Annotated in this window: 15 protein-coding genes; 11 read left to right on the forward strand and 4 right to left on the reverse strand. The window is 35.0% G+C overall.

Going from position 1 to position 15589, the window contains the following annotated elements:
* Positions 1-62 precede the first annotated feature (62 nt).
* The 3 genes from rlmN (at position 63) to dnaG (ending at position 4332) form a co-directional block, all read left to right on the forward strand.
* A complete protein-coding gene (rlmN, locus tag ACSV4D_RS01265; protein ID WP_439226841.1) occupies positions 63-1106 on the forward strand; it encodes a 23S rRNA (adenine(2503)-C(2))-methyltransferase RlmN in 1044 nt (347 codons plus the stop codon).
* A 64-nt stretch (positions 1107-1170) separates the two neighbouring features.
* Entirely contained in the window at positions 1171-2148 is a 978-nt protein-coding gene (locus ACSV4D_RS01270; protein WP_408081189.1) for a polyprenyl synthetase family protein, read from the forward strand.
* A 132-nt stretch (positions 2149-2280) separates the two neighbouring features.
* A complete protein-coding gene (dnaG, locus tag ACSV4D_RS01275; protein ID WP_408081014.1) occupies positions 2281-4332 on the forward strand; it encodes a DNA primase in 2052 nt (683 codons plus the stop codon).
* Here dnaG and ACSV4D_RS01280 read toward each other — a convergent pair whose 3' ends face one another.
* Complete coding sequence (locus ACSV4D_RS01280) at positions 4333-4962, reverse strand: LuxR C-terminal-related transcriptional regulator (RefSeq protein WP_408081015.1); 630 nt, start codon at positions 4960-4962, stop codon at positions 4333-4335.
* Positions 4963-5056: 94 nt separating this feature from the next.
* Entirely contained in the window at positions 5057-5857 is an 801-nt protein-coding gene (gene nadE, locus ACSV4D_RS01285) for an NAD(+) synthase (protein WP_408081016.1), read from the reverse strand.
* 101 nt (positions 5858-5958) lie between these two features.
* Here nadE and gldB point away from each other — a divergent pair, with 101 nt between their 5' ends.
* On the forward strand, positions 5959-6915 hold the full coding sequence (gene gldB, locus ACSV4D_RS01290; RefSeq protein WP_439226842.1) for a gliding motility lipoprotein GldB: 957 nt from the start codon (positions 5959-5961) through the stop codon (positions 6913-6915).
* Positions 6915-7250, forward strand: a complete 336-nt coding sequence (gene gldC, locus ACSV4D_RS01295; protein WP_408081018.1) for a gliding motility protein GldC — start codon at positions 6915-6917, stop codon at positions 7248-7250. The genes gldB and gldC overlap by 1 nt, the downstream gene beginning before the upstream one ends.
* 78 nt (positions 7251-7328) lie before the next feature.
* Here the strand turns inward: gldC and yihA are convergent, their stop codons facing one another.
* Together yihA and ACSV4D_RS01305 are read right to left on the reverse strand one after the other, a co-directional pair.
* Complete coding sequence (gene yihA, locus ACSV4D_RS01300; protein ID WP_408081019.1) at positions 7329-7952, reverse strand: ribosome biogenesis GTP-binding protein YihA/YsxC; 624 nt, start codon at positions 7950-7952, stop codon at positions 7329-7331.
* A 23-nt stretch (positions 7953-7975) separates the two neighbouring features.
* The gene (locus tag ACSV4D_RS01305) at positions 7976-8758 is read right to left on the reverse strand and encodes an alpha/beta fold hydrolase (RefSeq protein WP_408081020.1); all 783 of its coding nucleotides are present in this window, start codon (positions 8756-8758) and stop codon (positions 7976-7978) included.
* Between the two features lie 381 nt (positions 8759-9139).
* Here ACSV4D_RS01305 and mraZ point away from each other — a divergent pair, with 381 nt between their 5' ends.
* The 6 genes from mraZ to mraY are packed head-to-tail and all read left to right on the forward strand — an operon-like array spanning position 9140 to position 15588.
* The gene (mraZ, locus tag ACSV4D_RS01310) at positions 9140-9610 is read left to right on the forward strand and encodes a division/cell wall cluster transcriptional repressor MraZ (RefSeq protein WP_408081021.1); all 471 of its coding nucleotides are present in this window, start codon (positions 9140-9142) and stop codon (positions 9608-9610) included.
* On the forward strand, positions 9585-10493 hold the full coding sequence (gene rsmH, locus ACSV4D_RS01315) for a 16S rRNA (cytosine(1402)-N(4))-methyltransferase RsmH (RefSeq protein WP_439226843.1): 909 nt from the start codon (positions 9585-9587) through the stop codon (positions 10491-10493). The genes mraZ and rsmH overlap by 26 nt, the downstream gene beginning before the upstream one ends.
* Positions 10494-10499: 6 nt before the next feature.
* Positions 10500-10847: an FtsL-like putative cell division protein gene (locus ACSV4D_RS01320; protein WP_408081023.1), complete on the forward strand. Its 348-nt coding sequence runs from the start codon at positions 10500-10502 to the stop codon at positions 10845-10847.
* Entirely contained in the window at positions 10838-12841 is a 2004-nt protein-coding gene (locus ACSV4D_RS01325; RefSeq protein WP_408081024.1) for a penicillin-binding protein, read from the forward strand. Before ACSV4D_RS01320 ends, ACSV4D_RS01325 begins: the two co-directional genes overlap by 10 nt.
* Positions 12842-12878: 37 nt before the next feature.
* Positions 12879-14345: a UDP-N-acetylmuramoyl-L-alanyl-D-glutamate--2,6-diaminopimelate ligase gene (locus ACSV4D_RS01330; RefSeq protein ID WP_439226844.1), complete on the forward strand. Its 1467-nt coding sequence runs from the start codon at positions 12879-12881 to the stop codon at positions 14343-14345.
* A 7-nt stretch (positions 14346-14352) separates the two neighbouring features.
* A complete protein-coding gene (mraY, locus tag ACSV4D_RS01335; protein WP_439226845.1) occupies positions 14353-15588 on the forward strand; it encodes a phospho-N-acetylmuramoyl-pentapeptide-transferase in 1236 nt (411 codons plus the stop codon).
* Position 15589 lies beyond the last annotated feature (1 nt).

Genomic DNA, 15589 nt, shown 5'->3' on the forward strand with positions numbered 1-15589 from the left:
TTCGAACAAAGTTATCAAATTATCAAAACAACAAATCAACAAATAGTCATTAAATTTGCAGCATGCAAATCGAGAAAAAAGACATACGAGCCTTATCTAAAGAAGAATTACGCGATTTTTTTGTTAATAATCGCGATAAAGCATTTCGTGGGAATCAGGTTTATGAATGGTTGTGGAGTAAAGGAGCGCACAGTTTTGAGGACATGACGAATCTGTCCAAAGGAACGCGTGCCATGCTGGAAGATAATTTTGTTATTAACCATATTAAGGTTGATGCAATGCAGCGTTCAGAGGATGGAACTGTTAAGAATGCTGTGCGTTTGCATGACGGTTTGGTGGTAGAATCGGTTTTAATTCCTACTGAAACCCGTACCACTGCTTGTGTTTCCAGTCAGGTAGGCTGTAGCTTGGATTGTAATTTTTGCGCTACGGCTCGATTAAAAAGAATGCGAAACTTAGAACCTGCCGAAATTTACGATCAGGTACTGGCTATTGACAGAGAAAGTCGCCTGTATTATAATCATCCTTTGTCTAATATTGTGTTTATGGGAATGGGGGAACCGCTTATGAACTATAATAATGTGATTAAAGCCATTGATATGATTACTTCAGAAGAAGGATTAGGAATGTCTCCAAAACGGATTATTGTTTCTACTTCAGGGATTCCTAAGATGATTAAGAAAATGGCCGATGATGAGGTAAAATTCAAGTTAGCAGTTTCTCTCCATTCTGCCATTGATGAAATCAGAGCCCGGATTATGCCTTTTAGCAAAAATTTTCCTTTGGCTGATTTACGGGAAGCATTGGAATATTGGTATCGAAAAACTAAAAGTAAAGTTTCCTATGAATATGTAGTCTGGAAAGGTATCAATGACAATAAAGCTTCGGTAGATGCATTAGTGAAATTTTGTAAATATGTGCCTTGTAAAGTGAACCTGATTGAATACAACCCGATTGATGATGGTGAATTTCAACAAGCTTCAGAAGAATCGATAAATGCTTATATAAAAGGGCTTGAGTCTATTGGAGTTGTGGTAAAGGTAAGAAGAAGCCGCGGTAAGGATATTGATGCTGCCTGTGGTCAATTAGCTAATAAAGAAGCATAAAAAACGACTTTCAGTTGTGAAAATTCCTGTTTTTTTATTCGGAAAACAGTATATTTGGACTCGAATGAATGTTACTTCTCAAATAAAACAGCCCATATTAAAAGAAATGGAACTTTTTGAAAAAAAGTTCTACGAATCAATGTCTTCACAAGTGGCGTTGTTGAACAGGATTACCTATTACATAGTAAACAGGAAAGGGAAGCAAATGCGTCCGATGTTTGTTTTTCTGGTAGCCAAAATGGTTTCAGAAGGAACTGTTAATGAAAGAACATATCGTGGAGCATCGGTAATTGAATTAATTCATACGGCAACTTTAGTGCATGATGATGTAGTGGATGATAGTAACCGTCGTCGCGGATTTTTCTCTATCAATGCCCTTTGGAAAAATAAAATAGCGGTTCTTGTTGGTGATTATTTATTGTCAAAAGGATTATTACTTTCTATAGACAATGGCGATTTTGATTTGCTCCAGATTATTTCTGTCGCTGTACGCGAAATGAGTGAAGGGGAGTTACTCCAAATCGAAAAAGCCCGAAGACTCGATATCACCGAAGCAATTTACTACGAAATCATTCGAAAAAAAACAGCCACACTTATTGCTGCCTGTTGTGCTTTGGGTGCCAAATCGGTTTCGGAAGATGCTATTCAAGTGGAGAATATGCGAAAATTTGGAGAACTCATTGGGATGGCTTTTCAAATAAAAGATGATTTATTCGATTATACCGAAGAGGCTATTGGAAAACCAACAGGAATCGACATCAAAGAACAAAAAATGACGTTGCCTTTGATTCATGTTTTGAATACCTGTTCAAAAAAAGAAAAATCCTGGCTCATAAATTCCATAAAAAATCATAACAAAGACAAGAAACGCGTTAAAGAAGTGATTGCTTTTGTGAAAGATAATAATGGTTTGACTTATGCTGAAAATAAAATGGTCGAATTTCAGCAGGAAGCGCTTCATTTGTTAGAGGATTACCCCGATTCTGATTTTAAAACAGCATTAATCATTATGGTTAATTACGTTATCGAACGGAAAAAATAGACAATAAAATAAATTACAATAACAATTTTAACAAGATGTATTCTAATTAAAATTATCATTGCTATTTGATTGATTTTTGACATTGGAATTGATATTGTATCTTTGATACTTTCTAACTTTATACCTTAAAAATTGATTTCAAAAGCGACCATAGATACTGTTTTCGAAACTGCCCGTGTAGAGGAAGTTATTGGCGATTTTGTGCAATTAAAGCGCGCAGGAAGTAATTTCAAAGGCTTGAGTCCGTTTTCTGATGAGCGTTCACCATCCTTTATGGTGTCGCCTGCTAAAGGAATCTGGAAAGATTTTAGTTCTGGAAAAGGCGGAAATTCCGTGGCATTCCTGATGGAACATTCGCATTTTACGTATCCGGAAGCGATTCGGTACCTGGCTAAAAAATACAATATCGAAATTGAAGAAACCGAGCAAACGGATGCTGAAAAAGCCAACATGGATGCCCGTGAAAGTATGTATCTGGTTTCGGAATTTGCCAAAGATTATTTCCATAAAACACTTTTAAATACTGAAGAAGGGCAGGCTATTGGACTGTCTTATTTTAAAGAACGAGGATTTACTACCGAAACGATTAAGAAGTTTAGTTTAGGATATTCGCCGGAAACCTGGGATGCTTTGACTAAAGAGGCTTTAGGGAAAGGTTACAAGTTAGAATTTCTGGAAAGTACCGGTTTGACAATTCCCAGAGAAGATCGCCCTTTTGACCGATTTAAAGGTCGTGTGATGTTCCCGATTCAAAGTATGTCCGGGCGTATTTTAGGTTTTGGAGGGCGTATTCTGATAAATGATAAAAAAGCAGCAAAATACCTGAACTCACCAGAGAGTGAAATTTATCATAAGAGTAAAGTTTTATACGGAATTTTTCAGGCTAAGCAGTCTATTGCTAAGCTGAATAATTGTTTTTTGGTTGAAGGTTATACGGATGTGATTCAGTTTAATCAGGCCGGAATTGAAAATGTCGTGGCTTCCTCAGGAACAGCTTTAACTCCCGATCAAATCAGGCTCATCAACCGACTGACCAGAAATATTACGGTGCTTTTTGATGGTGATGCTGCCGGACTTCGGGCCTCTGTTCGGGGAATCGATTTGATTCTGGAGGAAGGTATGAATGTTAAAGTGTGTACTTTTCCGGAAGGTGATGATCCTGATAGTTTTGCTAAAAAAACTTCTCACGATGATTTAGTCGCTTATTTAGAAAATAACGCTAAAGATTTTATACAATTCAAAGCTTCTCTTTTGATGGATGAAGCTAAAAATGATCCCATCAAGAAAGCTGATTTGATTAGGGATATGGTGCAAAGTATTTCTAAAATTCCGGATCGTATTCAGCGAGAAGTTTATATTCAGGAATGCTCCCGGATTATGGATATTTCAGAGCAGGTTTTGGTGAGTACTTTAGCGCAATTGATTCAAAAAGATGTTGCTGAAATTGCTAAAAAGCAAAAGGAGCAAAAACCTTTTGAAGTCCATAGAAATCAAAATCCACAAAATACAGGATATTCAGGCGGAGATCCTGAAGATCCCAGATTTGGACCTCCGGAGGATTATCCTGGGGAAATGGGATATCCTGGCGAGACCACAGAAAAAGTAGATGTTTTGTATCGTTTAGAACGCAAAATAATTGAAATTTTACTTTTGTATGGAAATAAAGAAGAGGAGTTTGAAGATGTTCTGATGAAAACCAATGAAGATGGTGAGATAGTATATGTTTCAGAAATGAAATCATATAAAGTTTTTCAGCGTATTTACCTCAGTCTTCAGGAAGATGAAGTCGAATTGGCAAATCCTTTATTTCGGGATATTTTTAATGATTTGATTAATTATTACCTTCAGCACGATAGTTTTAGTTTAGAGCATTATTTGATGCATCTGCCTGCTGAATATGCTCAGGAAGTGACGGATATTTTAATGGAAGATGAACGATTAGTCATGCACAATTGGGAAGGGCAGAATATTTTTCCAAAAACAAAGCAGGACACAATAGGCCAAAATGTTTCCGAAACAATTTTGACTTTGAGATGGTATCTGGTTGGTAGGATAATTGAAGAATTAAAAAACTCCATATCACCTGATGCAGATAATATGGAGTCTTTGATGATGATTAGAGATTACAATGAACTTACTCGGGCTTTTTCAAAAAAACTTGGTAGGGTCATGTCCCGATTTTAATTAAACGATCTCTAAACTTTTAGCTTTGTTTACTAAATCAACTAAATTGGTAACATTTAATTTAGTTAATAAACGCAATTTGTAAGTACTGATTGTTTTTTCGTTAAGGCCTAAGATTTCAGCAATCTCATGGTTTTTCTTTCCACCGCTTAAGTAGCGTAATACTTCTACTTCACGATTAGAAAGTTTACGGTATAAACGTTCACTTTTACTTTGTTTTGCAATTAAAGCCAGGTTTTTCTTAACTGTTTCGTTCATGATAATTTTACCCTGATCTACTTTGATTATAGACTGACCTAAAGTCTCTAATTTTTCTTTTTTATGAACATATCCTGAAACTCCAGCTTTAATAGCATTGGGAGCGTAGATTTGTTCAGATAGTCCACTAAAAATGATAATTTTAGTTTTAGGGAAATTTTTTAAAAGTGCTTTTACTTCAAAAATACTCGAAAGACCTTCAAGTTCAAGGTCTAAGACCAGAACATCAACTTCTTTTGTTTGTAGAATATCCTGAATCATCGAAAAACTGCCCACATTGGCAACAATCGATATGTCTGAATGGTCTTTGAAGTACGATTTTACTCCAAAATGTACTACTGGAAAGTTATCAGCTAGACAAACTTTAATCATGATTTTATTTTTTTTAGGGTTGTTCTTGTGTGAATTATATATATAAAATTAGTAAAAAAATTGGAAATACAATTTTTTTATGGATAAAATCGTATTAAATCCGATTAATGACACAAACTGGTATCGGATTCATCTTGTGTTGGTTAATTTTGTTCAGTCTTTTATAAATTTCAAAGACTTCTTTTTGTCTGGTAGTGTAGTTGGTTTGAGGACTATTGTTCTCATCTTCAGTCATTGCCCATTCTAATTCGTCATAAGTGGCGCCTAATTGTTGCTCATCTGTTTTTTCATCGCCAAATAAACCATCGGATGGCTGGGCAATTAATATTGAATTAGGGACTTTTAAATAATCGGCTAATGCAAAGACATCTGATTTCATTAAATCGGCTATTGGACTTAAATCAACACCGCCATCACCATATTTAGTAAAGAAACCTACTCCAAAATCTTCTACTTTGTTTCCTGTTCCTGCTACTAACAGTCCATGAACTCCGGCATAATAGTATAACGTAGTCATTCTTAGTCGCGCTCTTGTATTGGCTAATGTCAGGTTCAGTTTATTTTCTTCAAAATTTGCAGGAACTTCTTTTTTCAGAGTTTCAAATACCGATGTTAAATCGCTTTGTACACTACTTACATTTGGAAAACGTTTTTTAAGTTGTTCAATATGTTCTTTGCCCCGGCTCACATGACTTTCATGCTGATGGATTGGCATTTCAACGCATAACACTTTAAGTCCGGTCTGAGCACATAATGTTGAGGTTACTGCTGAATCTACGCCTCCTGAAATTCCTACTACAAAACCATTCACTTTTGCAGTTTCGGCATAAGATTTTAACCAATTGACAATCTGAGTGTTTACCTGTTCAACTATGATAGTGCTTTTTTTAGTCATAAATAGTTCAAATTTTAGTATTCAGGAATGTATCTTTGCGAACAAAATTCAGTAACATACTGGTTATCCTGATATAATCATGCAAATTTAAATAAAATAAAATGAAAACTTGTGTATTTTCCGTAGTTCTGTTATTCTTTTTTTTCTCCTGTAATACGACAACTAAGAAAGAAAAACAAATAGAGGCTGTACCTGTAGATTTAAAAGTGATTCGTTTTGATAAAATATTTTTCGAAACCAAACCTAATGATTTACCGAAAATTAAAAAACAATTTCCGTTTTTTTTCCCGGTAGGAAATGAAGATGCAGTTTGGTTAGAGAAAATGCAAAATCCGCTTTGGAGAGAACTTTATGCTGAGGTCCAAAAAAAGTTTTCTGATTTTGATACTTATAAAGCAGAACTTAATACTGTTTTTAAACATGTAAAATATTATTTTCCAAAAACAAAAACACCTGCTGTTTATACTGTTATCTCTGAAATGGATTATAACAATAAAGTGATTTATGCAGATAGTTTATTGATTATTTCGCTCGAAATGTATTTAGGTAAAGAGCATAAGTTTTATCAGTTTCCAGATTATATTAAACAGAATTTTGAACCTAATCAAATGATGCCTGATGTAGTAGAAGCTTTATCGAAAAGAGTGATAAAAACTGATACAGAGAAAAATTTTATGACAGCTATGATTCGGGCCGGAAAAATATTGTACCTAAAAGATGTGATGCTGCCGAAATATAATGACGAAGATAAAATAGGATATACCGCAGATCAATTGCAATGGTGTCAGGAAAATGAAAGTTATATGTGGCGTTATTTTATTGAGAATCAACTGTTGTATGATGATGATCCTAAGTTGTTGCCACGTTTTGTGAATCCGGCTCCTTTTTCTAAATTTTATTTAGAAATAGATAATGAGTCGCCGGGTAATGTGGGTGCCTGGACAGGATGGCAAATTGTTCGTTCTTATATGAAAAATAATGAAGTATCTTTGCCTCAGTTAATGCAGACTAATGCAAAAGAAATATTCGAAAAGTCAAATTATAAACCTAAAAAGTGATGTCAGATAAAAATAAATCAGAAATAAATTTTCTTGTAGAATTAGATGAAAACCGTATTCCGGAAAAATTGTTCTGGACTGCAAAAGACGGCGGAATAGAATTGGAGGAATCTAAAGCAATTATGTTGTCTGTTTGGGACAGTAAAGCTAAAGAGAGCATGCGTATTGATTTGTGGACAAAGGATATGCCTGTTGATGAAATGAAAATTTTCTTTCATCAGACATTAGTAGCTATGTCGGATACCTTTCACCGGGCAACAGGTGATGAGAAAATGTCAGCAACGATGAAAGATTTCTGTGAATATTTTGCGGAGAAATTAGAGTTGACTAAATAAGTAAAAACTATAAAAAAATCCCAAATTTCAATATTTACAATTGAAATTTGGGATTTTTTATTGATAAGTTGGGAATGTTTAAAATCCGCCGCTGTTGTTCTTAAAGATCTCCTGATTTACTTCGTCAATATAGCTTAAAACTTCTTCTTTTCCTGTTCCTTCAGTTGAAGAAGTTACAAAATAAGGAGGCATTTCGGCCCAGTTGTTGGCAAACATCTGTTTCTTGTAAGCCGCAACATGCGAGTCAATTTTTACTTTACTGATTTTATCAGCTTTGGTAAAAATAATACAAAAAGGAATTTCGCTTTCGCCCATATAGCTCATGAATTCAATATCGATGGCTTGGGCCTCATGGCGAATATCAATCAGAACAAAAGCACAGGCAAGTTGTTCTCTTTTTTCAAAATAATCGGTGATGAACTGCTGAAAAACAGATTTTGTCTTTTTGGAAACTTTAGCGTAACCATAACCCGGTAAATCTACCAGAAACCAATTATTGTTGATTAGGAAATGATTGATTAATTGTGTTTTTCCAGGTCTTCCTGATGTTTTTGCCAGCTTTTTATGGTTGGTCAGCATGTTAATTAATGATGACTTTCCCACATTTGATCTGCCTATAAAAGCATATTCGGGCAAAAAGTCTTTGGGACATTTGCTTACATCTGAGTTGCTAATTACGAATTCGGCGGTATTAATCTTCATATTTTTTAGGTAAAAAAGCTTTTTTATACTGATGAAGCAGCTTTTAAATTAGTTTTGTTAAGCCAGTCTTCCAGTAAATTGTTAAACTCATCCGGATGCTCCATCATGGCTGCATGTCCGCATTTGTCGATCCAGTATAAGGTTGAATTGGGTAGCAATTTGTTAAATTCAGTTGCTACTTCCGGTGGAGTAACCTTGTCGTTTTTTCCCCAGATAATACAGGTTTGCACATGCATTTTTGGTAAATCTTTAGCCATGTTGTGACGAATAGCACTCTTAGCAATGGTTAAAGTTTTTATTAATTTAATACGATCGTTTACGGTGGCATACACTTCGTCAATCAATTCAGGTGTAGCAATTTTGGGATCGTAAAATACATCTTCAGCTTTTTTTCGGATGTATTCGTAATCCCCTCTTTTTGGATAACTATCTCCCATGGCGCTTTCGTAAAGCCCTGAACTTCCAGTGATTACAAGTCCGGCTACTTTTTCAGGGTACATTTTAGTATGGTACAAAGCTATATGTCCGCCCAGAGAGTTTCCTAAAAGAATGACTCTGTCAAAACCTTTAAAAGTGATAAAGTCTTTTACATATTTGGCAAAGCTTTTTACATTGGTTTTTAAAAGACTTTGTGTGTATATGGGTAAGTCCGGAATAACAATTTTATATCCTTTGTCAGAAAAATAACGGGCTACTCCGTCAAAGTTGCTTAAGCCGCCCATCAGGCCATGCAAAATTACAATAGGATTTCCTTCTCCTGCTTCGTAATAGCTGTATCTGCCTTCTTTTTTATAGTTTTTGTCCATGCTCTTGGAATGCGAATTTCAATTTCGACAAATATAGGATATAATCAGTAAAAAAGAGTTTTTGAAAACTTTTTTTGAAGCTCTTCTTAAAGATTTACTTCAGTTTCTGAATAATAATTTTAGTTATGTTATTGATTATCTACTCTTTTTTTGTGAAATTTTTTGAATTGTAAGTTCGCAAAAATGATGCTTTTTTAGCTGCGTTTTTGGTTATTAAAACTTATTGTCTGTAAGAAAAGATGAGGAGGCTAATACATTGATTGTCCAAAAATTAAGGGTTTTTGTTCTAATGTGGTGAAACTTATCAACAAAGTGGTAAAAAGTGGTAAAAGGTGGTAAAATTTTTTATATTTTTGCTCTATATCATTTAAAGCGATTCTTTTGAATACAATTATAGGGACATATGAATGTAAAGTCGATGCTAAAGGGAGGGTTTTATTGCCTGCGCCTTTAAAAAAGCAATTGGCTGCTTCACTTCAGGACGGTTTTGTCTTGAAGCGTTCGTTGTTTCAGCCGTGTTTAGAGTTGTATCCAATGGAAGAGTGGAATTTGATGATGCAAAAAATCAATAAACTCAATCGGTTTGTTAAGAAGAACAATGATTTTATTCGCAAGTTTACTGCCGGTGTTAAGGTGGTTGAAATTGATGCTTTAGGTCGTTTACTGGTTCCTAAGGATTTGGTGAATTTTGCCAGTATTGCTAAAGATGTTGTTTTTTCATCCGCAGTAAATATTGTAGAGATTTGGGATAAAGATTTATACGAACAATCGATTGATGACGGAGTTGATTTTGCAGATTTAGCAGAAGAGGTAATGGGTAATATAAATGACAACGACAATGGAATATCATAATCCGGTTTTGCTTAAAGAAACAGTTGATGGTTTAAATATTAAGCCTGACGGAATATATGTGGATGTTACTTTTGGTGGTGGCGGACATTCAAAAGAAATTTTAAAGCGTCTAGGACCTAACGGAAAATTATTTGCTTTCGATCAGGATGAAGATGCTTTGGCAAATGCGCTTCCGGATGAACGATTTGTTCTGATCAATGAAAATTTCAGAAATATAAAACGATTTTTACGTTTTTACGGAGCAAGAAATGTAGATGGAATTTTAGCAGATTTAGGAGTTTCTTCTCATCAGTTCGATGTACCGGAAAGAGGTTTTTCGATCCGTTTTGATGCCGAATTAGATATGAGAATGAGTCAGAAAAATGATTTGAATGCTTATAAAGTAGTTAATGAATATGATGATGCTAATCTGAGAAGAGTGTTCTTAGATTATGGTGAACTGAAAAATGCACCTGTTCTTTCAAGAACAATCATAGAGGCAAGAATGCGCAAGCCTGTAAAAACGACCGACGAATTAAAAGAAGTTTTGGTTAAATATTTACCGGAACGAGTTCGTAATAAAGTATTGGCACAAATCTACCAGGCTATACGAATTGAGGTAAATCAGGAGATGGATGTTTTAAAAGAATTTTTAGAACAATCACTTGAAGTATTAAATCCGGGAGGACGATTAAGTGTAATCTCATATCACTCTCTGGAAGATCGACTGGTAAAGCGTTTTATGAAAAACGGAATGTTTGAAGGAGAACCGGAACGAGACTTTTTTGGAAACTATTCGGTGCCCTTTAAATTAATTGGAAAACTGATTGTTCCTGATGAAGAGGAAATAAAAGTTAATAACAGAGCCAGAAGTGCTAAGTTAAGAATTGCCGAAAAGATTTAATAATTTATGAAAATGAGTATTTACAATCTGTTAAAAGCAAGATTTCTAATCGATGAAGATGCGGTTAAAAACTGGCGTTTTATTGTTTTTTTGATTGTTCTGGCAATTATAATGATTGCTAATACACAGCGCTACGAGCAAAAAGTATTTAAGATTGCAGAACTCACTGCTGAGGTGAAAGAATTGCGTTCAGAGTTTGTAGACAGACGTTCTGACTTGATGAAATTAAGAATGGAATCAACAGTTTCACAAAAAATGGTAGAAAAAGAAATTTTTCCGTCCACAGTACCTCCTGTAAAAATAAAAGTTAAAAAAGAAGAAGAAAAAAGTCTTTTGAAAAAAATATGGCAGTAGAAGATAAGTACATATCGTATCGAATTTATCTGGTTGCTTTTGCTATTTTTTTAATGGCAATAGCAATCGCTGTTAAGCTGACCAATATTCAATGGGTTGAAGGTGATTATTATCGGGAACTAGCTAAGGAAAGAACGGTTAGGAATTTTGTTATTCCGGCTAATAAAGGAAATATTTATTCTTCTGATGGTAGTTTGCTAGCGACTTCAATTCCAAAATACAGTATCCGTTTTGATGCTTTGGCTCCAAAAAAAGAAAATTTTGAAAAAAATGTTAATGCATTAGCGGATTCCTTGGCTACTATTTTAAATAAACCAGCGACCTATTATAAAAACGAATTAAGAAAAGCGAGAGCCAATAATAACCGTTATTTTTTAATAGCACGTGATCTGAGTTATACCGATTATATAAAAATAAAGGGTTTTCCTTTGTTTAATCTGGGGGCTTATAAAGGCGGAATTATCATTGAACAAAAAACAGTTCGTGAACATCCGATAGGAAAAATCGCTGAGCGTACTATAGGTTATGAGAGACAATATCAGCAAGGGCATTCGGATGGAAAAGGAATTGAATGGGCATATAAGGATTATCTAAATGGTAAAGACGGAAAAATTTTAAAACAGAAAATTGCTAAAGGACAGTGGAAACCTATTCGCGATTTAAATGAGGTAGATCCTCAGGACGGATACGATGTGATTTCGACAATTGATGTTTACATTCAGGACATTGCACATCACGCTTTGTTGAAGCAGCTGGAAGATTATGAGGCTGATCACGGCTGCGTTGTGGTAATGGAAACACATACCGGTCAGGTGAAAGCGATTGCTAATCTAGGAAGAGCTAGCGATGGAACTTATTATGAAACCACTAATTATGCGGTAGCTGAATCTCATGAACCAGGTTCTACTTTTAAATTAGTTGATTTGATGACTATTTTAGAAGACAAAGTAGCTGATACCAGTACGGTTTATGATACTCATGGCGGAATTATAAAATATTCAGGTAAATCTGTACGTGATTCACATACAGGAGGTTATGGTAAAATATCTTTAGCGAGAGGTTTTGAATTGTCGTCCAATACCGTTTTGGTTCAGGCGGTGTATGATAATTACAAAAACAATCCGTCAAAATTTGTAAACCGTGTTAATTCTTATGGTTTAAATAAAAAGCTCCACATGGATTTTAAAGGAGAAGGACGTCCTTTTATTCCGCAGCCTACAGATAAAAACTGGTCTAATATTTCATTGCCATGGATGGCTTTTGGGTATGGTGTTTCGGTTACGCCAATGCAGACTTTAGCGTATTACAATGCCGTTGCAAATAATGGAGTGATGGTAAAACCACAATTTGTTTCTGAAATAAAAGAATGGAACCGAACCATTAAGAAAATGGAGCCAGAAGTTATCAATCCTAAGATTTGTTCTGAAGAGACACTTTTGAAACTGAAAGAAGTTTTAAAGAATGTTGTTAAAAGAGGGACGGCATCTAAATTGTATTCTAAGGATTTTTCTATGGCTGGTAAAACAGGAACAGCTCAGGTGAATTATGGAAAAAGAGACGGTACTCCAATGCATTATGCTTCTTCTTTTGTGGGGTATTTTCCGGCAGATAAACCAAAATATTCCTGTATAGTAGTGGTTCATAAACCAAGTACAGCAAAAGGTGATTTTTACGGAGCTGGTGTTGCTGGTCCGGTTTTTAAGAGAATTGCCCAAAAGATTTTCACGGAAGTTCCATCGACAAATGAAATCAAAAAACTGGACAGAAAAGTTCCAAAACAGGAGAAAAACTATAATGAATATTTTGCTAAGCTTCAAAAATCACAACAACTGATTCCTAATGTTAAAGGGATGCCGGGAATGGATGCCATTGCTTTATTGGAAAATTTAGGAATGAATGTCAGGACAAAAGGAATTGGAAAAGTAAAAAAACAATCGCTTCAGGCGGGACAGAATATTATTAAAAATACAACTATAACATTAGAATTATTGTAGTCTTACCTGATTTTAAAGTCAGGGAAAAAATAAAAAAATGAATAGATTATTAAAAGACATATTATATAAAGTAGCAATTGAAGCCGTTCATGGTTCGACTGATATCGCTATAGGTAAATTGGATTTCGATTCCAGAAAAATCGAAGCCAATGATGTGTTTGTTGCCATTCGGGGTTCTGTTTCAGATGGACATGATTACATTCAAAAAGCCATTGATTTAGGTGCTAAAGCTATAATTTGCGATACTTTTCCGGAAAAATTCCGCAATGAGGTGACTTATATCCAGGTAAATGATACTAATAAGGCGCTTGCATTTATGGCAGCTAATTATTTTGAAAACCCATCTGAAAAATTAAAGCTGGTGGGAATAACAGGAACGAACGGAAAGACAACAATTGCTTCTTTATTATATCAATTATTTAAAAAAGCAGGATTTAAAGTTGGTTTGCTTTCTACTGTAAAAATTTTGGTGGATGATGAGGAGTTCAAAGCAACTCATACCACTCCTGATTCCATTACAATTAATCATTATCTAAACAAAATGATTGGTGCCGGTGTTGAGTATTGCTTTATGGAAGTAAGTTCACACGGTATTCATCAAAAACGTACCGAAGCATTACATTTTACAGGAGGTGTTTTTACAAATTTGTCTCACGATCATTTAGATTATCATCCTACTTTTGCGGAATACAGGGATGTCAAGAAGTCTTTTTTTGATAATTTACCCAAATCTGCTTTCGTTATTTCTAACATTGATGATAAGAATGGAGCGGTAATGCTGCAAAATACAGTGGCTCAAAAAAGAACCTATGCTCTGAAATCGTATGCCGATTACAAAGCACAAATTTTAGAGAACTTATTGTCAGGTTCCTTGTTAAAAATTGAAGGGAATGAAGTTTGGGTAAAATTAATTGGTGTATTTAATGCGTATAATTTATTAGCTATTTATGCCACTGCAATCGAATTAGGCATGGATTCTTTAGAAGCGCTTCGTTTATTGTCTGAATTAGAAAGTGTTTCAGGAAGGTTTCAATACATTGTGTCGGATACTAACATTACTGCTATTGTAGATTATGCCCATACTCCGGATGCTTTAGAAAATGTTTTGAAAACCATTAATGAAGTGCGCACTAATAACGAACAATTGATAACGATTGTGGGCTGCGGAGGAAACAGAGATAAAGCAAAACGACCGCTTATGGCCGGAATAGCATCTGATTTGAGTAATAAAACCATCCTGACTTCAGATAATCCCCGCGATGAAGATCCGGATACTATTATCAGTGAGATGGAACAGGGCGTGCCGCCACAAAATCATAAAAAAGTTTTTGCTGTAACTGACAGAAAACAGGCTATAAAAATTGCGTGTCAATTGGCTCAGCCTAATGATATTATTTTAATTGCTGGAAAAGGACATGAAACGTATCAGGAAATCAAAGGAATACGAACTGATTTTGATGATATGAAAATTGTTAAAGAAATTTTAGACCAACTCCATAAATAGTAAAACTATGCTGTATTATTTATTTGATTATTTTAACAAAGTATTGAATCTTTCCGGTACAGGAGTGTTTCAATACATTACTTTCAGATCGGCGCTGGCCTTTATTCTTTCGTTGTTGTTATCTACAATTTATGGAAAAAGAGTCATTAGTTTTTTACAAAGACAGCAGGTAGGGGAAACTGTTCGTGAACTGGGTTTAGCGGGTCAAAATGAAAAGGCCGGTACACCTACAATGGGAGGTTTAATAATCATTTTTGCCACTTTAATTCCTGTTTTTCTGTTTGCCAAATTACATAACATTTATGTTGTTCTGTTGATTGTGACGACTTTATGGATGGGGACAATTGGTTTTGTAGATGATTATATCAAAATATTTAAAAAAGACAAACAGGGGCTAAAAGGAATTTTTAAAGTTTTTGGTCAGATAGGATTAGGGTTAATTGTGGGAAGTGTATTGTATTTTAATCCGCAGGTAACCGTACGTACTGACACAGGGAAAACAGATGTATTTAAGGTGGCTACTACTACCGAAGCCTTTATTATGCCTGCTGCTGTAGAAGAAAAATCAACTGCTACTACGATTCCTTTCTTTAAAAATAACGAATTTGATTATGCCGAATTATTAGCCTGGACCGGTGAAGGATATGAAAAATGGGCCTGGATTATTTTTATTCCGGTAGTGATTTTTATTATTACTGCCGTTTCTAACGGAGCTAATTTAACCGATGGAATTGACGGACTAGCTGCCGGAACGTCGGCAATTTCGGTCTTGGCACTCGCCATTTTTACCTTCGTTTCAGGAAATATCATTTTTTCTAATTATCTCAATATTATGTATATCCCTAACTCAGGGGAAATGACGGTTTTTATTGCAGCTTTTGTAGGATCACTCATTGGGTTTTTATGGTATAACTCCTATCCGGCATCCGTGTTTATGGGTGATACAGGAAGTTTAACAATCGGAGGAATTATAGCAGTTCTGGCAATTGCAGTCCGAAAAGAATTATTAATTCCACTGTTATGCGGAATCTTTCTGGTAGAAAATTTGTCCGTGGTTTTGCAGGTGAGTTATTTTAAATACACTAAGAAGCGATTTGGCGAAGGCCGAAGAATTTTTCTAATGTCGCCATTGCATCATCATTATCAAAAGAAAGGCTATCACGAAAGTAAAATTGTAACCCGATTTTGGATTGTAGCCATAATGTTAGCGATACTTTCAATAGTTACCTTAAAATTGAGATAGT

Source organism: Flavobacterium sp. ARAG 55.4 (genome assembly GCF_051846875.1).
Lineage (GTDB): Bacteria > Bacteroidota > Bacteroidia > Flavobacteriales > Flavobacteriaceae > Flavobacterium > Flavobacterium plantiphilum.